This is a genomic window from Paracoccus salsus (assembly GCF_021556615.1).
Classification (GTDB): domain Bacteria; phylum Pseudomonadota; class Alphaproteobacteria; order Rhodobacterales; family Rhodobacteraceae; genus Paracoccus; species Paracoccus salsus.
In genome coordinates this window covers 40109-61354 of the sequence record NZ_JAKGGD010000006.1, presented here as the reverse complement: position 1 = coordinate 61354, position 21246 = coordinate 40109, and the positions used below count along the sequence as shown (strand labels likewise).

Here is a 21246-nt window from a genome sequence, read left to right as displayed (position 1 = left end):
TCGCCCCGGCACATTCCCGCCCGTCATGGCGCCGCAGTTTAGCCACTGCGCGTGGTCTGTCGAGGGGTCTGGCTGGGAAGGTCCGGGCAATCCAGGGGTGCCCTTGCGTCAATGCCGGTCCGGGGCCGGGACCCGGCGGGCGCAGCGAGGGCGCGGACCGAAAAGGGCGCCCCGTTTCCGGGGCGCCCGGTGGCCTGGCGCGCAAGGCTCAACGCAGGATCGAGCGGCCCGCATATTCAGCGACTTCGCCCAGCATTTCCTCGATCCGGATCAGCTGGTTGTACTTCGCCAGCCGGTCGGACCGGGCCAGGCTGCCGGTCTTGATCTGGCCGCAATTGGTGGCGACTGCCAGATCGGCGATCGTGGCGTCCTCGGTCTCGCCCGAGCGGTGCGACATCACGCTGGTGTAGCCCGCGCGATCGGCCATGCGCACGGCGTCCAGGGTTTCCGACAGCGTGCCGATCTGGTTGACCTTGACCAGCAGGCTGTTGCCGCAGCCCTTGGCGATGCCGTCGGCCAGACGCGCGGGGTTGGTCACGAACAGGTCGTCGCCGACCAGTTGAACCTTGCCGCCAAGCCGGTCGGTCAGCAGCTTCCAGCCGTCCCAGTCATCTTCCGAGCAGCCATCCTCGATCGACAGGATCGGATAGGCGTCACACAGCGCGGCAAGATAATCGACATTCTCGGCGGGCGTCAGGGACTTGCCCTCGCCCTTCATCGCGTATTTGCCGTCCCTGAAATATTCGGTCGAGGCGCAATCCAGCGCCAGCATGATGTCATCGCCGGGCCTGTACCCGGCCTTCTCGACCGCCTTCAGGATGAAATCCAGCGCATCGCGCGTGCTGGACAGATTCGGCGCAAAGCCGCCCTCGTCGCCGATGCCGGTGGACAGGCCTGCAGCCGAAAGTTCCTTTTTCAGCGTGTGGAACACTTCCGAGCCCATCCGGACAGCCTCGCGGATATTGTCCGCGCTGACCGGCATGATCATGAATTCCTGGATGTCGATCGGGTTGTCGGCATGTTCGCCGCCATTGATGATGTTCATCATCGGCACCGGCAGGATCCGCGCCGAGGTGCCGCCGACATAGCGATACAGCGGCTGGCCCGTGGCCTCGGCCGCGGCCTTTGCCACGGCCAGCGACACGCCGAGGATCGCGTTGGCGCCAAGCCGGCCCTTGTTGGGCGTGCCGTCCAGATCGCACATCATCGCGTCGATGGCGCGTTGCTCGGTCGAGTCCTCGCCGATGAGGTTCTCGGCAATCTCGCCGTTCACGGCCGCCACAGCCTCCAGGACGCCCTTGCCCATGTAGCGGGCCTTGTCGCCGTCGCGCTTCTCGACCGCCTCGTGGGCACCGGTCGAGGCGCCCGACGGCACCGCGGCGCGGCCCATCGTGCCGTCTTCCAGCGTCACGTCGACCTCGACGGTCGGATTGCCTCGGCTGTCCAGAATCTCGCGTGCGAAAATGTCGATGATGGCGGTCATCTGCCCCTCCATGTTTGCGTTAGCACCTACATAGCTGCCGCCGCGGCGCGCCGAAAGTCGCAATTTTCAGGGCTGCCGGATCTCGGCCCAGATCGGCAGATGATCCGAGGCGTCGCGCGCGCCCGCCCCGCTGAAGACGCCGTGTCGAAGCACATCCAGATGCTGCGAAAGGGCGATCCGGTCCAGGCGCAGCCGGGGCAGCGGGGCGGGATAGGACGGGCCGGGCGCGATCACCCGGAATCCGGCCAGCGATTCCAGGCCGCGATCGTCGCGCCATTCGTTGAAATCGCCCATCAACACGATATTGTCCCCGGCGATGCGTGCGGCCTGCGCGGCGACCCGGGCCAGCTGCGCGCGGCGCGAGGACCGCGCCAGACCCAGATGCAACCCGACAACCGTCAGCCCCGGCAGCCGAACGGCCACCGCGCCGCGCGGCTCGATCCCCGGAAGGGGCAGCCGCCGCACCACGGCGCTGTCCGCCAGATCCGGCCGCATCAGGATGGTCTGACCGTGCCAACCCAGCGAGTTCTCGCCCGTGCGGCCGGTGATGTCGGCGGGCACAAGCCCCGTCATGTCGCGGATCAGCGTGCGCGGCAAGGCCTCGGGACGGGCGCCGAACCTGAAATCGACCTCTTGCAGGGCGATGATGTCGGGCTTCAAGGCCGCGATCACCGCCAGGTTGCGTTCCGGGGCGTGCGGGCCAGTCAATCCCCGGCATTTGTGAAGGTTGTAACTTGCCAGTATCAACACAGACCCGCCTTGCACCCTGTCCCGGGAATCCGCACGCTCAGGATACTGTGGGCGCCGGGCACCGCAAGAGGGGGTGCGCGGTGCGCGGCAATCAGGTGCCGCAGAATGTCTGCTGCACCACCTGTCCCGGTTCCGGCGCAAGGGCCAGATCATCCCATTCGGCACGGGCCTCGCGCGGATGGGTCACGGCCGCGAACAGATGCCGGAACGGTGTGAGGTCGCCCGATACCCCCGCGGCGATGGCTTCCTCGATGCGGTGGTTGCGCGGAATCCGCAGCGGGTTCGCGTGCCTCATCAGCGCGGGATCGGGACGGTGCGCCTGCCAGTCCGCGGCCCAGACGTCGAATTCGGCCGGGTCCGCAAACTCGGCGCGCGCCGAACCGCCCGCAAGCCCCGCGAAGACCCGCGTGAAATCGGCGCGCTGACGGGCCATGGCGATCAGCAACCGTTCCGCAAGATCCTGGACGGGCGCGGCCCCGGTCAGGCCCAGCTTTTCACCGAAACGCCGCAGCCATGCCGCCTGGTAAACGGGTGCAAAGGCATGGACCGACCTGGTCGCGGCATCGATGGCGGCGTCGCGGTCGCCCATCAGCGGGATCAGACATGTCGCCAGCTGCGCGAGGTTCCAGACCGCGACCTGCGGCTGTTGCGCCCAGGCATAGCGCCCGGCGCGGTCGATCGACGAGAACACCGTATCGGGATGATAGCTGTCCATGAAGGCGCAGGGTCCGTAATCGATGGTCTCGCCTGAAACGGCCATGTTGTCGGTGTTCATCACCCCGTGAATGAAGCCAAGCGCCATCCAGTGGGCGATCGTCTCGGCCTGCCGGACGACGACATGATCCAGCAGCGACAGCGGTCCGTTCGCCTGCGGATAATGCCGTGCGATGACGTGATCGGTCAGCGCGGCCAGCGCGGCCTCGTTGCCGCGGACGGCGAAAAACTGGAATGTGCCGACCCGGATATGGCTGGCGGCGACGCGCGTCAGCACCGCGCCCGGCAAGCCGTCCTCGCGCCAGACCGTCTCGCCGGTGGCCACGGCGGCCAGCGCGCGTGTGGTCGGCACCCCCATCGCATGCATGAATTCACTGACGACATATTCCCGCAGCACCGGCCCCAGCCACGCGCGCCCGTCGCCGCGGCGCGAAAACGGCGTCTTGCCGCTGCCTTTCAGCTGGATGTCGAAGCGTGCCCCGTCCGGGGCCACCACCTCGCCCAACAGCACCGCGCGTCCGTCGCCAAGCTGGGGAACGAAGCCGCCGAACTGGTGGCCGGCATAGGCCTGGGCGATCGGTTCGGCGCCGTCGGGGACGGCGTTGCCGGCCAGCATCGCGATGCCCTCGGGGCTTCGCAGCCAGTCCGCCTCAAGGCCAAGACGGGAGGCCAGCGCCTCGTTCAGCGCCAACAGGCTTGGCGCGGTGACGGGCGTCGGACCGACCCGGGCGAAAAAACCGTCTGGCAAGCGGGCATAGCTGTTGTCGAAATGGATCATCGCGGCCTCCTGCTTCAACATCTAGGGGCGCGGGACGGTCAGGAAAAGAGCGGCCCCGCTTCGACGGCCGGCATGCCGGCGCAACCGTCCGCGGCTGGCGCGGCCATGCGCGGTGCGGAAACCGACGCCGGGGCGCGCCGCGCGGCTCTTGCGAAACCGCTCCCGGGCGCGTATCGCCTGCCCGAAAGGAGCCCGGACGATGAAATTCCTCGATCTCGCCAAGGTCTATATCCGCTCGGGTGGCGGCGGCGCGGGCTGCGTGTCCTTCCGGCGCGAGAAATTCATCGAATATGGCGGACCCGATGGCGGCGACGGCGGACGGGGCGGCGACGTCTGGGCCGAGGCGGTCGACGGGCTGAACACGCTGATCGATTTCCGCTATCAACAGCATTTCTTCGCCAAGTCGGGCCAGCATGGCATGGGCAGCCAGATGACCGGCAAGTCAGGCGACGACATCGTGCTGAAGGTCCCGGTCGGCACCGAGATCCTCGAAGAGGACGAGGACACGGTCATCGCCGACCTGACCGAGGTCGGCCAGCGCGTGCTGCTGGCCCGTGGCGGCAATGGTGGCTGGGGCAACCTGCATTTCAAGACCTCGACCAACCGCGCGCCGCGCAACGCCAATCCCGGCCAGCCCGGGGTCGAGCGCACGATCTGGCTGCGGCTGAAGCTGATTGCCGATGCCGGGCTGGTGGGCCTGCCCAATGCCGGAAAATCGACCTTTCTGGCCGCCGTGTCGAATGCACGACCCAAGATCGCGGACTATCCCTTCACAACGCTGCACCCCAATCTGGGCGTCGTGGGGGTGGACGGGCGCGAATTCGTCATGGCCGACATTCCCGGACTGATCGAGGGCGCCAGCGAGGGCAGGGGGCTGGGCGACCAGTTCCTGGGCCATGTCGAGCGCAGCAATGTTCTGCTGCATCTGGTGGACGGCACGTCCGAGGACGTGGCCGCCGATGCGCGCACGATCCTGACCGAGCTTGCGGCCTATTCGCCGCTGCTGATGGAAAAGCCCCGCATCACCGCGCTGAACAAGATCGATGCGCTGGATGACGACAGCATCGCCGCAGGCCGCGCCGCGCTGGAAGCCGAGACCGGCGGTCCGGTTCATCTGATGTCCGGCGTGTCGGGGCAGGGCGTGACCGAGGTGTTGCGGGCGCTGTGGTCGCAGATCGCGCCGACACGCGCGACCGGCCCCGAGCAATCCGACGGGCCATGGCAGCCCTAGCGCCATCCCTTGCTGCGGCGCGGCGGCTGGTCGTCAAGATCGGCTCGGCCCTGCTGGTCGGCCCGGAAGGGCTGAATGCCGAATGGCTGCGCGGGCTGTGCGACGATGTGGCCGAGTGGCGCAGGCGGGGCACCGATGTCGTGCTGGTTTCGTCCGGGTCGATCGCGCTTGGCCGCCGGGTGCTGGACCTTGCCCCCGGCGCCCTGCCGCTTGAACAGGCGCAAGCCGCCGCGGCGGTGGGGCAGATCCGCCTTGCGCGCGCCTATGAAGAGGCGCTGGCCCCGCATGGCGTCAAGACGGCGCAGGTTTTGCTGACCCTCGAGGACAGCGCCGACCGGCGCCGCTATCTGAACAGCCGCGCCACAATGCAGACGCTGCTGGGACTGGGCGTGGTGCCGATCGTGAACGAGAACGACACCGTCGCCACCGACGAGATCCGCTATGGCGATAACGACCGGCTGGCCGCCCAGATCGCCGTGACCTGCGGCGCGGACCAGCTGCTGCTGCTGTCCGACGTGGACGGGCTTTACACCGCCAACCCCAAGACCGACCCGACCGCGCGCCATCTGCCGGTGATCGCGCGGCTGACCCCCCAGATCGAGGCCATGGGCGGCGATCCGGTTTCGGGTCTCAGCAAGGGCGGCATGAAGACCAAGCTGATGGCGGCGCGCACGGCCATCGCCGGCGGCTGCGCCATGGCCATCGCGGAAGGCTCGGTCATGCGCCCGCTTTCGGCGGTCGCGAATGGCGCGCGGGCAAGCTGGTTCCTGCCCGAGGGCGATCCGCAGGCCGCGCGCAAGCGCTGGATCGCCGCGATGAAGCCCAAGGGATCGCTGATGCTGGACGACGGCGCGGCCCAGGCGCTGCGGCGCGGCAAGTCGCTGCTGCCGGCAGGCGTGCGCGCGGTGACCGGCGATTTCGGCCGCGGCGACCCGGTCTCGATCTGCGGGCCCGGCGGCGAAACCCTTGGCACCGGCCTTGCCCGCTACACCGCCGCCGAGGCCCGACGCATCGCCGGCCATCGCTCGGCCGAGATCGAGACCATCCTCGGCTATCCGGGCCGCGCGGCCCTGATCCATCGCGACGACATGGCGCTATGACTGCCCATCTCGAGATCACCTACTGCACCGGCTGCAACTGGCTGCTTCGCGCCGGCTGGTATGCCCAGGAATGCCTGTCGACCTTTGGCGCCGCCTTGCGGGTCACGCTCGTGCCCGACGAGTCCGGCGGCGTGTTCCGGATCACGCTGGAGGGCGACGAGATATGGGAGCGCAAGCGTGATGGCGGCTTTCCCGAGATCCGGGCGCTGAAGCAAAGCATCCGCGACCGGATCGACCCCCAGCGGTCGCTCGGGCATCTCGACCGCCCGGCGCCAGGATCGGGTCAGTAGGCGTCAGGCTGCCCTGTTCGGGCCCGACAGCGCTGGCCCCTCTGCGCCCGGGCGCCCGAGCTGCGTGGCGGCCGGACCCGGCGCAGGCAGCGCAAGCACCGTATCGCGCAGCAGGTTGATCGCCTCATCGCTGGCCCGGGGCAGGGAGGAGGACGCGATCGGGCGGCCGATCGTGATGCGATAAGGCTGACTGGCCTTGTTCAGGACCTCGTTGAACAGCGTCACGTCGCGCAGCGTCGGGTGGATCGCATCCAGAAGATAGAACAGCGCCGAGTTGCGCGCGCGGATGCGCAGCGGAATGACGGGCACATCGAACTTGCGCGCGATGGTCGCCGCACTGGCCATCCAGGGGCGTTCCTGCAACGTCAGGCCTTGCCGCCTGGCCAGCCGGCCCGATGGAAAGATCAGCCCGATCCGACCGGCAGACAGCGCCGCCCGGGTGTAATCCATGGTCGCCCTGGTCTTGGCATGGGTGCGCTTTTCCAGCCGCCATTCCACCGGCGCGATCAGATTCGTGGTCTGCGGCAGCACCCGGATCATGTCCTGGTTGGCGAAGATGAACAGGTCGTTGCGCAGCGGCGCCAGCAGCGCATGCATCACGATCCCGTCGGCGATGCCCGTGGGGTGGTTCGACACGATCAGCGCCGGCCCGGTCGCAGGCAGATGTTCCAGGCCCTCGACACGGACATCGCGCACGATCAGCTGCCCCATCCGCCGCATGATTTCCGCGGTCGGCAGGTCGCGGAACTCTGCACCAAGTTCGATGGTCCGGGGATAGCGCAGCAGCCCCATCATCAGCCGGCGGGCGATGCGGTGATGGAGCCGGCCGGAAAAAAGCCAGGCCGCCCGCTCGGCGATCAGCGGGTCCAGACGGGCCTGCATCTCGGCCCGGGCGGCGACGGTCTTTTCGTTCATCGGGGCCATCCTGCCCCGGCGCGCCTGCCCCCGCAAGCGGCCTCACGCGCCCGCCGCGATCATCCGCGACACCATCTCGCGGGTGTTGCGGCTGATTCCCGGCATCGCGGCGATCCGGTCCAGCGCGGCACGGGCGCGTTCGCGACGCGCGGCGTCATAGCGGGGCCAGGTCTCGAAGGCGGTGGACATCCGGGCGGCGATCTGCGGATTGACCTTGTCCATCCGCATCAGCCAGTCGGCGGTGAAGTCGTAGCCCGAACCATCGGCGGCGTGGAAGCCGGCGTGGTTCGCGGCCAGCCCGCCCAGAAGCGCGCGAAAGCGGTTGGGATTCTTCCAGTCGAAATCCCTGCGGCCCGCCAGACGCCCCGCGATGGCGGGGGCCTCGGCCGGCGGCGCGGACATCACCTGGACCGAGAACCACTTGTCCATGACCAGCCGGTTGTCGCCGAACTGGTCGTGCAGCGCATCCAGCGCCGCCTGGCCGCGGCCGCGCCGGATCAGGCAGATCAGCGCCGCCATCCTTTCGGTCATGTTGCCGGCGGTGCCAAACAGCACCTCGGCCCGGTCGCCCCGGTCGATCCGGTTCAGCAGACCCAGCGCCGCGATGCGCAGCGACCGGCGCGCGGCGGCCGCAGCCTCGGGCGAGTAGGGGCCGGGGACGGCCATCGTCTCGTAAAGTTCCGACAGCCGTTCGGCATGCGCCTCGGCCAGGCGGCGTGCCAGCCCGTCGCGCGCCGCGTGGATGGCATCGGGATCCGGCGTCACGTCCAGCGCGGCAAGCCGGGTCGCGATGTCCTCGTCGCCGGGCAGGGCCAGACACAGGGCGCGAAATGCCGGGTCGGCATCGTCATCGCCGGCCAGCCGGCCGATGGCGTCGATGAATTCATCCCCCGCCTGCCGGCCCTGCGCCAAGGCGACCAGCGCCGACAAGGCCAGATCGCGGCCAGCCTCCCACCGCGCGAAAGGATCGGTGTCATGGGCAAGCAGGAAGGCGCGGGTGCGATCATCGATCGGCCGTTCCAGCACAACCGGGGCCGAGAAACCGCGCAGCGTCGAAACGACCGGTCGCGCGCCCAACCCGTCAAAGTCGAAACTCTGCGCGGCCTGGGTCAGTTCGAGGATGCGGGTCGCGGCGACCTCGTCGCCATTCGGGCCGATCAGCCCGACCGCGACGGGGATCACGCGCGGCGGCTTGTCGTCCTGCCCCGGCGTGGGCGGGGTGTGCTGGGTCAGGCGCAGCGTCAACCGCCCGCCCCGGACGCTGTCGTCCCAGTCCTCTTCCATGGTCAGGTGCGGGGTGCCTGCGTCGGTGTACCAGCGCTTGAACTGCGCCAGATCGCGGCCGGTCGCGTCCTCGAACACCTTCAGCCAGTCCTCGATCGTGGCCGCATCGCCGTCATGCCGGTCGAAATACAGCTCCAGCGCCCGCGCATAGCCCTCATCGCCCACCAGCCGCTTCAGCATGCCGATCACCTCGGCGCCCTTCTCGTAGACGGTTGCGGTGTAGAAATTGTTGATTTCCTCATAGCGCTCGGGGCGGACCGGATGGGCGAGCGGCCCCTGGTCCTCGCGGAACTGGCGGGCGCGCAGGGCACGCACATCGCTGATCCGCTTGACCGGGGCGCTGCGCATGTCGGCGGTGAACTGCTGGTCGCGAAAGACCGTCAGCCCCTCTTTCAGGCACAGCTGGAACCAGTCGCGGCAGGTGATGCGGTTGCCGGTCCAGTTGTGGAAATATTCATGGGCGATGACCGATTCGATGCGTTCGTAATCGGCGTCCGTCGCGGTTTCCGGGCTGGCCAGGACAAGCTTGGAGTTGAAGATGTTCAGCCCCTTGTTCTCCATCGCGCCCATGTTGAAATCATCCACCGCGACGATGTTGAAGACATCCAGGTCGTATTCGCGGCCATAGACATCCTCGTCCCACGTCATCGACCGGATCAGGGCCTCCATCGCATAGCCGGCCCGGTCCTGATCGCCGGGGCGAACCCAGATGTTCAGCTCTGCCTGGCGTCCCGAACGGGTCGTGAAGCTGTCGCTGACCGAGACGAGATCGCCCGCGACCAGTGCGAACAGATAGGCGGGCTTGGGCCATGGGTCATGCCATGCCGCAACGCCCGGTCCCTGACCGGCAGGGTTGCCGTTCGACAGCAGAACCGGTTTCTCGGAACGGATCGTGACGTCAAAGGGTGCCATCACGTCAGGGCGATCCGGATAGAAGGTGATGTGGCGAAAGCCTTCGGCCTCGCATTGCGTGCAGAACATGCCGCCCGAGAGATACAGACCCTCGAATTCGGTGTTGGCCGAGGGATCGATCTCGACCTCTGTTTCCACCACGAAGACGCCCCGGGGCAGGGCGGCGGCGGCGATGGTCAGGGTTTCGTCGTCGCGTTCGACCTGCGTCGGATCGGGCGCGGCCCCGTCGATGCGCAACGCGATCAGCGTGACCCGCCCGCCGCCGTCCAGAACCAGATCCTCGACCCCGGCGCGCGGCTGCAGCGTCAGGGCGGCACGCACGCGGGTCGCCGCCGGCTTGAGGGTGAAATCCAGGCGAGTCTGGTGAAGGATGAAGGGGTAGGGTCGATAGTCGGCAAGATGCTGCGCGATCGGGTCTTGTGTCGGCGCCATGATGCCCTCCGGTTGAGAAAAAACCTGTGCGACGGGCGGAACCCGATACTGCTGACCGTGTTAATCGGCTGGAAGCCGGGTCGCAAGACGGGCGTTTTTCGGCTATGAGATTGACAGCGGCGGCCGGCTGGACGACAGGGGTGCGTTGCTAACCCGGTGTTCTAGAAGTCCTTATGGAGGCCAGCGATGACCTATGATCCGAACGATCCCAAACGCACCACCCCGACCGACGGCGACCCGGCCGCACCCAAGGAAACCTATGTAGAGCCGGTTGAGCGTCGCTCGTCGCCGCTTCCGCTGATCATCGGTGTCCTGCTGGCGCTGGCCTTGGCCTATTTCGTGTTGCAGCGCTTCATGACCGACGACACCGTCGCGGTCGAAGGCGACACCACCACGGTCACGACCACCGAAGAAGCACCGGCGGCTGACGACGATGCCGTCGTCGTGGAAGAGCCTGCCACCGACGCCGAACAGGCCGCGGAAGACGCGGCTGCCGATGCCGAAGCCGCTGCCGACAATGCTGCCGCCGATGCCGAAGCCGCTGCCGAAAGCGCCGCCGCGGCGACCGAAGATGCCGCCCAGGATGCAGCGGCCGCTGCCGAAGACGCGGCCTCGGAAGCGTCTGACGCCGCCGAAAGCGCGGCAGACGCCGCAGGCGAGGCGCTGGACAATGCGACAGAGGCAATGTCGGAGGCAGCATCCGATGCGGCGGCTGCGGCCGAAAGCGCGCTTGAGGATGCCCAGGAGTCCCTGGATGACGCGATCAGCGTCGAGGACGAAGCCGTCACGACCGACCCTGCGCCTGCCGAGGGCACCGACCCGGTCGTTGCGCCGGAAGAGACCACGAACTGAGGCCGAAAGCCGAATCCGTGAAGTCGAAAGGACCGCGCGACACGCTCGCGCGGTCTTTTCGTCACGATCGGCAGCCGGGCCCGTGCCCTGATTTCCGCCGGATGGGGCGCGGCGTTTTCCAGCATCTCCGGCATGGCGCCGACAGGCTGGCACATCGCGCCCTTGTGATTGATTGTGGCCGGGTGCTATGCAGAGCCGGTTGTGCGAACTCAGGACATGGGGGGCTTGGACGCCATGAAGATTGGCGCTTTGAAAGAGAGTTTCGAGGGTGAAGCACGGGTGGCGGTGACGCCATCCTCGGCAAGACATCTTCAGAAACTGGGGCATGAGGTTCATGTTCAAAGCAGCGCGGGATCGCGCGCGGGGTTTTCGGACGAGGATTACCGCAAGGCCGGTGTCACCATCGAGGACAGTGCCGCGGCCCTGATCGGCGCCGTCGATGTCGTTGCAAAGGTGCGCCAACCCTCCGATGGCGAGATCGAGCAGATGCGCGAGGGGCAGACGCTGATCTCGTTCTTCTATCCCGCGCAGAACGCCGAGCTTCTCGAGAAAGCCAAGCAGCAGGGCATCACCGCCATCGCGATGGACATGGTGCCCAGGATCAGCCGCGCGCAGAAGATGGACGCGCTGTCCTCGATGGCCAATATCGCCGGTTATCGCTCGGTGATCGAGGCCGCGAACAATTTCGGGCGATTCTTCACCGGCCAGGTGACGGCCGCGGGCAAGGTTCCGCCCGCCAAGGTCCTGGTGGTCGGCGCGGGCGTGGCGGGGCTTGCGGCGATCGGAACCGCGACCAGCCTCGGCGCGCGGGTCTATGCCTTCGATGTCCGCCCCGAAGTCGCCGAGCAGATCGAATCCATGGGCGCCGAGTTCGTCTATCTGGATTTCGCCGAACAGACCCAGGACGGATCCGCCACCGGCGGCTACGCCGCGCCCTCGAGCCCCGAGTTCCGCGACGCGCAGCTGAAGAAGTTCCGTGAACTGGCCCCCGAGATGGACGTCGTCATCACCACTGCGCTGATCCCCGGACGGGACGCGCCGGTGTTGTGGACCAGGGACATGGTCGAGGCGATGAAGAAGGGCAGCGTCATCGTGGATCTTGCCGCCGAAAAGGGTGGCAACTGCGAATTGACAATGGCCGACGAGAAGATCGTCTCGGACAATGGCGTGACGATCATCGGCTATACCGACTTCGCCAGCCGGATGGGCGCGCAGGCGTCCGAGCTTTACGGCAACAACGTCCGCCATTTCTTGAACGATCTGACGCCCAAGAAAGATGGCGTCATCGATCACAACATGGATGACGACGTGATCCGCGGCGCGACGGTGACGCATGATCACGACATCACCTTCCCGCCGCCCAAGCCCAAGGTCGCGGCGATCGCGGCGCAGAAGCCGAAGGAAAAGAAGAAGGAACTGACGCCCGAGGAACGTCGCGCCCAGGAAATCGCCGCCTTCAAGGCGGAGACGAAGTCGCAGGTGACGATGCTTGCGGGCGGGGCGATCGTGCTGCTGCTGGTGGGCCTGGTCGCACCGGCCAGCTTCATGTCGCATTTCATCGTCTTCGTGCTGGCCTGTTTCGTGGGCTTCCGGGTGATCTGGAACGTCGCCCATTCGCTGCACACGCCGCTGATGGCAATCACCAACGCGATCAGCTCGATCATCATCCTGGGCGCGCTGATGCAGATCGGCTCTGGCTCGGGCTGGGTGATGATCCTTGCCGCGCTGGCGGTGCTGATGGCGGGCGTGAACATCGTTGGTGGTTTCCTGGTGACGCGCCGGATGCTGGCCATGTTCCAGAAATCGTAAGGGAGGAGGGCATATGGAATACGGATTCACCACTGCCGCATATGTGGTTGCCGCGATCCTGTTCATCCTCGCGCTGGGGGGGTTGTCCGGTCAGGAAAGCGCCAAGCGCGCGATCTGGTACGGCATCGCCGGGATGGCGCTTGCCGTGCTGGCCACGCTGTTCGGGCCGGGCGCAGGCAACTGGTTCCTGTCGGTGATCATGATCGCCATCGGCGGCGCGGTCGGCTGGGTGGTCGCCAAGCGCGTCCAGATGACCGAGATGCCGCAGCTTGTCGCCGCGATGCACAGCCTTGTCGGTCTTGCCGCCGTCTTTGTCGGCTTCAACGCGCAGATCGAACTGGCGCGCGTGCTGCGCATCAAGGCCGAGGGCGCGCTGCACGAGTTCGAGGGCTTCGCGGCGGTGCTGGCACACAAGACACCGGCCGAGATTGCCATGCTGAAGATCGAGGTGTTCCTTGGCATCTTCATCGGTGCGGTGACCTTTACCGGCTCGGTCGTGGCATTCGCCAAGCTGTCGGGCAGGGTCGATGGCAAGCCCAAGAAGCTGCCGGGCGGGCACATGCTGAACGCAAGCGCGCTCGGCCTGTCCTTGCTGTTCGGCATCCTCTATTTCACCGGTGCCGGTTCCGGCGTGTTCTGGCTGATCCTGGTGGCGCTGCTGGCGTTCTTCATCGGCTATCACCTGATCATGGGCATCGGCGGCGCCGACATGCCGGTGGTGGTGTCGATGCTGAACAGCTATTCGGGCTGGGCCGCCGCCGCGATCGGCTTCACGCTTGGCAACGACTTGCTGATCGTGACCGGTGCGCTGGTCGGGTCATCGGGTGCGATTCTCAGCTATATCATGTGCAAGGCGATGAACCGGCATTTCGTGTCGGTGATCCTGGGCGGGTTCGGCGGCGACAGTGGACCGGCGGCCGAGATCGAGGGTGAACAGATCGCCATCGACGCCGATGGCGTGGCAGCCGCCCTGAACGACGCCGACAGCGTCGTGATCGTACCGGGCTACGGCATGGCCGTCGCGCAGGCGCAGTCGGCGGTCAGCGAGTTGACGCGCAAGCTGCGCGCGGCGGGCAAGGAGGTGCGGTTCGCGATCCACCCGGTCGCCGGTCGCCTTCCCGGCCACATGAACGTGCTGCTGGCCGAGGCGAAGGTGCCCTACGACATCGTGCTGGAAATGGACGAGATCAACGACGATTTCCCCTCGACCGACGTCGTCATCATCATCGGGTCGAACGACATCGTGAACCCGGCCGCGCAGGACGATCCGAACAGCCCCATCGCCGGCATGCCGGTGCTGGAGGTCTGGAAGGCCAAGCAGGTCTTCGTCAGCAAGCGCGGCCAGGGCACCGGCTATTCGGGCATCGAGAACCCGCTGTTCTTCAAGGACAACACGCGGATGTTCTATGGCGACGCCAAGGATTCGGTGAACAAGCTGCTGCCGCTGCTGGAATAACCGGGTTGCCATGCTGCGTATGGCGGGCTGCCTTGGGGCGGCCCGCCTGTTTCCTGCCGCGACTCGCGGCACGTGACCCATCCCGCTGCGGGGCACGGCGATGCGGGTGTCGCGTTATTGCCATTCCGATCGCGGATCATCATCTGGGCCAGAAGCGACATCTTGTCATCGGTCGGCTTTTCACCCAAGACCCGTCCGGGCGCTGTGACTATGATGGTGGCTCGAACACTGGCGCGAACCTGGCGATCGGGTTTGCCGCGCGGTTCCCGATGGGGATGGTGTGGCTGCCGGCGCTTCGGGCGCAGTCGGGCTTTGGGTGGCTGATCGGTGCGGCTCTGGGCGGGATTGTGGACATCCCGCTCTGCGGCCGAAGATGGAGGAGACTGGCTTGGGCCCGGCGACCGAACATCCCTTGCGCTATGCGCTGGTAAACGAACTGCATGCGCGGCCCTCGCCGCGCATCAAGGCACCGGCGACCTGCGTCTTCGTGGCCTTCAAGGAGCCGCGAGACGCGGCGAACCGCGACCGGTCGCTGGACATGGCGCATCTGACCGAGCTGACCCAGCGGCATGGCGGGCCGCGCCCCGACCCCGAGGACAGCCACTTTCAGGGCCAGCTGGGCCGATACCAGCTGAAATGGGAAAGCCACACCGAATTCGTGACCTACATGGCCACCACGCCTGGTCTGCCGATTCGGCCCTTCGACCCCAGCGCGGCCGCGATCTTCTCCCAGGAATGGCAGTTGAATGCGCCGGGCAAGCGCGTGGCGGCGGTCATGGTTCAGGTCGAGCCGCTGCCCGACGACCCGGCCGAGGCACTGGAGCGGATTTCCGACTGGTTCACCCGCGACAGCCTGACCGCCGTCTGGGTGCTGGAGGAGGCCGCCATGATCGCGGGCGATTTCCGGATCGACGCCGATGGCTGGATGCGGTTTGCGCTGTTCGTGCGCCCCGGTGTCGGCGACGGACGGACGGGCCGGCTGGTGCACCGCATCGTCGAACTGGAAACATATCGCGCGATGTCGATGCTGGGGCTGGGTCGCGCCCGTGGCCTGTCGCACCGTCTGAACGAGCTGGAGCCGCGGCTGTCGGCGATCGTGGACGGCATGACCGACGACAGTCGCCCGGCCGACGATCTGCTGCATGATCTGCTGTCGGTCTCGGCCGAGCTGGAGGCGGAGGCGGTCCAGCACTCTTTCCGGTTCGGCGCGACGGCTGCCTACGAGGCGATCGTGACGGACCGCATCAGCGCGCTGCGCGAGACCCGCTTTCTGGGGCGTCAGATGCTGACCGAGTTCATGCGCCGCCGCTATCAACCCGCCATGCGGACGGTGAAGTCCAACGAGTCGCGAATGAAGACCATGGTCGAACGGGCGGCCCGCGCGGGCGAATTGCTGGGCACGCGGGTCGATGTCGAGCGATCGGCCCAGAATCAGGAATTGCTTGAGCGGATGGACCGGCGTGCCGACCTGCAATTGCGACTTCAGCACACCGTCGAAGGCCTGTCGGTGGTCGCGATCAGCTATTATGCGGTCGGCCTTTTGTCCTATGCGCTGTATCCGCTTGCCGAAACCGTCGGGATCGAGAAATCATATCTGATCGCGGCGATGACACCGATTGCGGTTCTGATCGTCTGGTGGGCGATGCGACGGGTCCGGAAGAGTCTTCACCATGCTGATCGGACGGCGGATTTGTGATTTGCCTGCAACCAGCCGGGCGTCGATAAACAGCATCACCCATGAGACGGAGTCCCAGGATGCGCCTGTATCTGGCCATTGCCGCCCTGCTGACGCTTTCGGCCTGCGGCGTTCCGTTTGTCCCCTTCATCTGACCTGTCAAGGAGTTCACGCATTGTCCAAGACGCTGACCATGTACGGGCTTGCCCATTGTTCGACCTGCCAGAAGGCGCAGGCCGCGTTGTCGGAACACGGCTGGACGGTCGATTTCCGCGATGTCCAGAAACAGCCCCTGTCCGAGGAAGAGCGGACACGCCTGACGGGTGAGTTTGGCGAGAAGATCGTCAATCGCGCCAGCCTGACCTGGCGCGGCATGTCCGAACAAGAGCGCGCCGCCGACCCTGTGGCCATGATGGGCGAGAAACCCAGCGTGATGAAACGTCCGGCCATCGTCGCCGGCGAGCACCGCTTGCTTGGCTGGACCGCGAATGTCAAACGGGCGCTGGGGGTTCCGGCCTGAACCAACGCCGCCTCATCCCACGCTTGGATGGAGGGGATTCCTTCGAACCCGATGCCACGTGTCGTTGACGCAAAGTGGCCTGGACGAGCCGTTGGAACGGCAAGAATACGCGACAGGTCCGGTCTTGCAACCTGGCGCGCCGGATGAAGACCGGCGCCGGGCTCACACCCTGCCGGGACATCCGCAAATCTGGACGTCAGAGCCGGATCGCTTCATCCCTGGCCCGCTCCAACAGACGCCGAACCGAACAGCTCGGCCGATGTTGCCGGGTCGAGGGCCCGGCGCATGGCCCGACCTCAGACCTTGCGGCTGGCAAGCGAGGCCAGAAGGGGCTGCACCGGCGTCAGGTCGTAGCCGGCCTTGCTTGCGGCGTCGAGGATTTCGACGTCCGGACGCTTGCCTGCCTGACTAAGCGCCCACAACACCGTGCTGCGATGACCCGACCGGCAATAGGCGACCACCGGACCCCGACCGGCCGTCGCGTGCGAAAATTCGGTGATCAGCTGGGGCGTGATCTCACCCGGATGGAACGGCAGGTAGTGATAGGTCATCCCGGCGGCTTCAGCGGCCTTGCTGATGGCCTCGTGGTCGATCCGCGCGTCGACCTCTTGGTCGGGACGATTGTTGACAAGCACCTTGAACCCGGCGGCCGCCAGTTCGGCCACATCCTCGGGGCAGATTTGCGGCGACACCGCAAGGGTCGGGCTGAGCTGACGCAGATCCATGACCGGCCTTTCTGACAAAGCTTGAGGCCCGATTGCCGCCATTCCGGCCCGATTGTCAAGTTTCCCGGTCATCACGGCATTGCCACGCTTTCCACCAATCCGGGCAGGTCGGTGAAATCGTCAAAGGCCGCGCGATGCGTCAACTGATCCAGCGGGGTCAGCCGATAGCCGCGACTGTAGATCAGAAAGGGGACCGGCACCGCAGCGGCGCAGGCTGCGTCGAACTCGCTGTCCCCGACATAAAGGCCCGCCGGAGCGTCGGGATTGGCCCCCAGTGCCGCCAGCGCGGCGCGCAACGGGGCCGGATGAGGTTTCTTTTCCGAAACGGAATCACCGCCGATGATGGTGGCGAACAGGTGCCGGATACCGAAATGATCAAGAATCGCCCGGGTCGGCCCCATCGGCTTGTTGGTGCAGATCCCCAGCGGATGTCCGCGATCCGCCAGCAGCCCCAGGACGTCGTCCACGCCTGGAAACAGCCGCGTCAACGCGGTAGCCTGGTGATAGCGCGTCATGAAAGAGGCGATCAGGTCGCGGCGGAAACGCGGATCGATGCGGGACGCCGCGATCACCTTGGTCCACAGCACATCCACGCCTCCGCCGATGAAGCTGCGGACGCGGTCCAGGCCAAGCGGCGCGACACCGTGATGCCGGAGCACGGCATTGACGCAGGCGTGGATATCTGGCGCGCTGTCGATCAGCGTTCCGTCCAGATCGAAGACGACCGGGCAGGGGGCCATGCAGACGGTCATGCGCGCTTCCACTTTATCGAGCAACCCATCGAAGCGGTTTGTTTTTCTGGACCTTTTCCAGTCTCTGCGATCTGCAACATCGCCTCCAGCAATTCGGGGCGCGCATCCTGCGGGCCGGCCATCCGGGTCGAGGAATCGAACCGGCCGCGATACTGCAACGCGCCATCGGCGTTGTAGCCGAAGAAGTCTGGCGTGCATTCCGCGCCATAGGCGCGCGCGACCTGCTGCGTCTCATCGTAGAGATAGGGAAAGGTGAAGCCGTTCCTGTCCGCCTCGGCCTTCATGTGGCGGGGCCCATCCTCAGGATATTCGGCGACATCATTGGACGATATCGCCACCACGCCGATCCCGGCGCTCTGCATCGCCCGCGCATCGCGCACGATCCGGTCGATGACCGACTGGACATAAGGGCAGTGATTGCAGATGAACATCACCAGCGTGCCGTTCGGACCTTTCACGTCGTCGAGACCGTAGTCCCGACCATCCGTTCCGGGCAGTCGGAAATCGTGCCACGGAGCACCAAAATCACAGACGGGCGGGGATACGGCCATCACGACCTCCTTCTTGACCTGACGCCAAGTCTCGGAAATGCCGAGGATCGGAACAAGCCCTGAAATCGTAGCGCGGACGGCTTTCAGGCGGACTGGAACGCAAACGCGTCACCATCGCGAACGACCTTGCCAATTCCGCCATCGGGCAGATGATAGCCAACCACCGCGACACCGGAATCGGCCAGTCTGGTCAGCATGCTGACCCGTGTTTCTGCACCTCTTTCGGGGTTCTGGTCGCTGCCGGATGGCAGGTCGGGACGGTGAAAACCCATATGCGGCGTGGTCACCGCGTCACCGATCACGAACGCCTGTCCAGCCAGATCAAAGCTGGTGTGTCCCGGCGTATGACCCGGAGTCATCAAGGCGGTAACGCCCGGCAGAACCTCGTCACCATCTTCGAAGACCTCCAATCGGTCGCCCAGGGTCTCGATCCGCCGCCTTGCGCCGGCGACAAAGGTTTGACGCGATGGGTCAATGGTTTCCATCGTTGCAGGGTCAAGCCAGAAATCCCGCTCGACGCGGTTGATCAGATGCTGTGCGTTGCGGAAGATCGGTTCGTCGAAATCATCGAGGACGCCCCATATGTGATCCGGGTGGGCATGGGTGAACAAGACATGCGTGATCTGGTCCGGTGCGATTCCCATGGCGGCAAGAGCGTCGGGCAGCCGTCCGGCGGTCGGCATGAAGTCTGGTCCAGAGCCGGCATCGAACAGGATCAGGTCCTCGCCACGCTGCATCAGGGTCAGGTTCAGAGGTGAATCGTATGTTTCGCCAGAAACGCCAGCCTCTTGCAGCAAGGATGCGATCTGCTGCTGATCGGCACCCTCGGGCATGAGGAAGTCGATTGGCAGGACCAGCTTTCCGTCCGAGACGGTGCGGATCACGAAATCCTCGAAGCGGGTCTCGGTTGCGGCCCAGGCACGGCCTCCCAGCAGGCTGAAAGCTGTGGCAGTGTGCAGGAAATGACGGCGATTCAAGCGCATGATCTTTCTCCCATTTGTCGCATGCTAACATAAGGATATGTTCGCGCCAGACTCAAATGCGTTCCATAATACTGATTATCAACAAATGCCTTGCGAGTTCCGACACGCGCATCCCGGTCTGCCCGTCGGCCCTCCGACCTTGCGGGTCAATCGCGGTTCACCTACATCTGAACCAATGACAGAAGGACAGCGCTATGGCGATGGAAGCCCACGACATCGAGGCCCTTATCCGGGCCGCATTCCCCGAGGCGCAGATCACGATCACGGATCTTGCCGGTGACGGAAACCATTATGCGGCAGAGGTCATCGACGAAAGCTTTCGCGGCAAGAACCGGGTCCAGCAGCAGCGGGCGGTCTATGCTGCGCTGCAAGGCCGTATGGACGGCCCTGCCGGAGCGCTGCACGCCCTTGCGCTGACCACCAAGGCCCCCGACTAGGCGGGACCCCTGCCCGTACATGCATTCGGCCCGACACCCGCGCGGGCAATCGACCGAAAGGACCAACGCAATGAGCGATGTGAACACCCAGATCAAGGATATTGTGGACGCGGCCGATGTCGTGCTGTTCATGAAGGGCACCAAGGAAATGCCGCAATGCGGATTTTCCAGCCGTGTCGCGGGTGTGTTGAACTACATGGGCGTCGATTTTCGCGACGTGAATGTGCTGGCCGATGACGCGATCCGGCAGGGCATCAAGGATTACTCGGACTGGCCGACGATCCCGCAGCTTTACGTGAAGGGAGAATTCGTCGGCGGTTGCGACATCATCACCGAGATGACTCTTTCCGGCGAACTGGATCAGCTGTTCGATCAGCAGGGCGTCGTCTACGACAAGGATGCCGCACACAAGATTCGTGAAGCAAACGCCTGATCGGAAGGCAGAAAGCCTGATCCTGGAAGGCGCGGCGGGCAGGCATGCCCGCCGCGCCTTGTCTTGTCGAGGGGTATCTCACCTGCGTGATATTCGGCGTTGACCTGCACAGGACAGCTGCCTAGCCTGCCGGAAGAAAAGAACCCAGGGAGGGGAATATGATCAATCGCAACAGGTTTGCGGCGGTCCTCGCGACGCTGGCTGTTGGCGCGCTGCCGATCGCTGCCAGCGCGCAGCAATTCATCAACATTCTGACCGGCGGCACGTCGGGCGTCTATTATCCGGTCGGGGGCGCGCTGTCCAAGATCTACACGGATGGCATCCCCGGGACGAAAGTCCAGGTCCAGTCCACCAAGGCCAGCGTCGAGAACCTGAACCTGCTGCAGCAGGGCAAGGGTGAGATCGGGATCGCCCTGGGCGACTCGGTCAAGCTGGCCGCCGAAGGCGACGCCGAGGCAGGATTCCCGCAACCGCTGGAAAAGCTGCGCGGCATCTCGGCCATGTATCCCAACTACATCCAGATCGTTGCCAGCGAAGAGTCGGGCATCAAGACGCTTGAGGACCTGAAGGGCAAGGCCCTGTCGGTCGGGGCACCGAAATCGGGCACCGAGCTGAACGCCCGCGCGATCCTGGCCGCCGCGGGCATGTCCTATGACGATCTGGGCAAGGTCGAATACCTGCCCTTCGCTGAATCGGTCGAATTGATGAAGAACCGCCAGCTGGATGCGACCTTGCAGTCGGCGGGACTGGGCGTCGCCTCCTTGAAGGACCTTTCGACCTCGATCCCGATCACGGTCGTCTCTGTTCCCGATGAGGTCGCGACCCAGCTGGGCGCCCCGTATGTGGCCGAGACGATCCCGGCCGACACCTATGATGGCCAGACCGAGGACGTGGCGACCGTCGCGGTCATCAACTTCCTCGTGACCAGCGCCGATGTCAGTGATGATCTGGCCTACGCGATGACCCGGCTGATGTACGAGAACCTGGACGAACTGAAGGCCGCGCACGCCGCGACCGCCAGCATCGACGTCCAGAACGCATTGACGGGCATGCCGGTGCCTGTCCATCCGGGTGCGCAGCGTTACTACGACGAGGTCGGCGTCTCCGCCGAATAGATCCCGCCGCGTCCGGGGGCGGGACCCATGTCACGGCCCCGTGATGCCA

At 65.8% G+C, this 21246-nt stretch carries 20 protein-coding genes; 11 read left to right on the top strand and 9 right to left on the bottom strand.

Annotated features, from left to right (window positions below):
- Nucleotides 1–208 precede the first annotated feature (208 nt).
- The 3 genes from eno to L1965_RS12425 form a co-directional block, all read right to left on the bottom strand.
- A complete protein-coding gene (eno, locus tag L1965_RS12435) occupies nt 209–1483 on the bottom strand; it encodes a phosphopyruvate hydratase (protein ID WP_235756771.1) in 1275 nt (424 codons plus the stop codon).
- A 66-nt stretch (nt 1484–1549) separates the two neighbouring features.
- Complete coding sequence (locus tag L1965_RS12430; protein ID WP_235756770.1) at nt 1550–2233, bottom strand: endonuclease/exonuclease/phosphatase family protein; 684 nt, start codon at nt 2231–2233, stop codon at nt 1550–1552.
- Nucleotides 2234–2324: 91 nt separating this feature from the next.
- A complete protein-coding gene (locus L1965_RS12425; protein WP_235756769.1) occupies nt 2325–3725 on the bottom strand; it encodes a protein adenylyltransferase SelO in 1401 nt (466 codons plus the stop codon).
- A gap of 199 nt (nt 3726–3924) precedes the next feature.
- Here L1965_RS12425 and obgE point away from each other — a divergent pair, with 199 nt between their 5' ends.
- The 3 genes from obgE to L1965_RS12410 are packed head-to-tail and all read left to right on the top strand — an operon-like array spanning nt 3925 to nt 6346.
- Nucleotides 3925–4956 (top strand): GTPase ObgE, encoded by a 1032-nt coding sequence (gene obgE / locus L1965_RS12420; RefSeq protein WP_235756768.1) that lies wholly within the window; start codon nt 3925–3927, stop codon nt 4954–4956.
- Nucleotides 4944–6056, top strand: a complete 1113-nt coding sequence (proB, locus tag L1965_RS12415; RefSeq protein ID WP_235756767.1) for a glutamate 5-kinase — start codon at nt 4944–4946, stop codon at nt 6054–6056. The genes obgE and proB overlap by 13 nt, the downstream gene beginning before the upstream one ends.
- Nucleotides 6053–6346, top strand: a complete 294-nt coding sequence (locus L1965_RS12410) for an Rdx family protein (protein WP_235756766.1) — start codon at nt 6053–6055, stop codon at nt 6344–6346. The genes proB and L1965_RS12410 overlap by 4 nt, the downstream gene beginning before the upstream one ends.
- 3 nt (nt 6347–6349) lie before the next feature.
- Here L1965_RS12410 and L1965_RS12405 read toward each other — a convergent pair whose 3' ends face one another.
- Nucleotides 6350–7261, bottom strand: a complete 912-nt coding sequence (locus L1965_RS12405; protein ID WP_235756765.1) for a 1-acyl-sn-glycerol-3-phosphate acyltransferase — start codon at nt 7259–7261, stop codon at nt 6350–6352.
- A gap of 42 nt (nt 7262–7303) precedes the next feature.
- On the bottom strand, nt 7304–9889 hold the full coding sequence (gene pepN / locus L1965_RS12400) for an aminopeptidase N (RefSeq protein ID WP_235756764.1): 2586 nt from the start codon (nt 9887–9889) through the stop codon (nt 7304–7306).
- Nucleotides 9890–10075: 186 nt separating this feature from the next.
- Between pepN and L1965_RS12395 the strand changes: the two genes are divergently transcribed.
- From L1965_RS12395 to L1965_RS12375, 5 genes are all read left to right on the top strand, one after another.
- Entirely contained in the window at nt 10076–10741 is a 666-nt protein-coding gene (locus L1965_RS12395) for a hypothetical protein (protein WP_235756763.1), read from the top strand.
- 234 nt (nt 10742–10975) lie between these two features.
- Nucleotides 10976–12550 (top strand): Re/Si-specific NAD(P)(+) transhydrogenase subunit alpha, encoded by a 1575-nt coding sequence (locus L1965_RS12390; RefSeq protein ID WP_235756762.1) that lies wholly within the window; start codon nt 10976–10978, stop codon nt 12548–12550.
- Nucleotides 12551–12563: 13 nt separating this feature from the next.
- Nucleotides 12564–14006, top strand: coding sequence for an NAD(P)(+) transhydrogenase (Re/Si-specific) subunit beta (locus L1965_RS12385; RefSeq protein WP_235756761.1), 1443 nt, complete (start codon nt 12564–12566; stop codon nt 14004–14006).
- A gap of 388 nt (nt 14007–14394) precedes the next feature.
- Nucleotides 14395–15702: a DUF3422 family protein gene (locus L1965_RS12380; protein WP_235756760.1), complete on the top strand. Its 1308-nt coding sequence runs from the start codon at nt 14395–14397 to the stop codon at nt 15700–15702.
- Between the two features lie 154 nt (nt 15703–15856).
- Nucleotides 15857–16201 (top strand): arsenate reductase family protein, encoded by a 345-nt coding sequence (locus tag L1965_RS12375; protein WP_235756759.1) that lies wholly within the window; start codon nt 15857–15859, stop codon nt 16199–16201.
- Between the two features lie 296 nt (nt 16202–16497).
- On the opposite strand, the gene L1965_RS12370 is transcribed toward L1965_RS12375, so the two are convergent.
- The 4 genes from L1965_RS12370 to L1965_RS12355 form a co-directional block, all read right to left on the bottom strand.
- Nucleotides 16498–16926 (bottom strand): protein tyrosine phosphatase family protein, encoded by a 429-nt coding sequence (locus L1965_RS12370; RefSeq protein ID WP_235756758.1) that lies wholly within the window; start codon nt 16924–16926, stop codon nt 16498–16500.
- A 71-nt stretch (nt 16927–16997) separates the two neighbouring features.
- Nucleotides 16998–17678, bottom strand: coding sequence for a phosphoglycolate phosphatase (gph, locus tag L1965_RS12365; RefSeq protein ID WP_235756757.1), 681 nt, complete (start codon nt 17676–17678; stop codon nt 16998–17000).
- Complete coding sequence (locus tag L1965_RS12360; protein ID WP_235756756.1) at nt 17675–18229, bottom strand: thioredoxin family protein; 555 nt, start codon at nt 18227–18229, stop codon at nt 17675–17677. Before L1965_RS12360 ends, gph begins: the two co-directional genes overlap by 4 nt.
- 83 nt (nt 18230–18312) lie before the next feature.
- Complete coding sequence (locus tag L1965_RS12355) at nt 18313–19212, bottom strand: MBL fold metallo-hydrolase (RefSeq protein ID WP_235756755.1); 900 nt, start codon at nt 19210–19212, stop codon at nt 18313–18315.
- 194 nt (nt 19213–19406) lie between these two features.
- Here L1965_RS12355 and L1965_RS12350 point away from each other — a divergent pair, with 194 nt between their 5' ends.
- The 3 genes from L1965_RS12350 (at nt 19407) to L1965_RS12340 (ending at nt 21197) form a co-directional block, all read left to right on the top strand.
- On the top strand, nt 19407–19649 hold the full coding sequence (locus L1965_RS12350; RefSeq protein ID WP_235756754.1) for a BolA/IbaG family iron-sulfur metabolism protein: 243 nt from the start codon (nt 19407–19409) through the stop codon (nt 19647–19649).
- A gap of 70 nt (nt 19650–19719) precedes the next feature.
- The gene (gene grxD, locus L1965_RS12345) at nt 19720–20082 is read left to right on the top strand and encodes a Grx4 family monothiol glutaredoxin (RefSeq protein ID WP_235756753.1); all 363 of its coding nucleotides are present in this window, start codon (nt 19720–19722) and stop codon (nt 20080–20082) included.
- Nucleotides 20083–20240: 158 nt separating this feature from the next.
- Nucleotides 20241–21197 carry a TAXI family TRAP transporter solute-binding subunit gene (locus L1965_RS12340; protein ID WP_235756752.1) on the top strand — a complete coding sequence of 319 codons (957 nt, stop codon included), beginning with the start codon at nt 20241–20243 and terminating at the stop codon, nt 21195–21197.
- Nucleotides 21198–21246 lie beyond the last annotated feature (49 nt).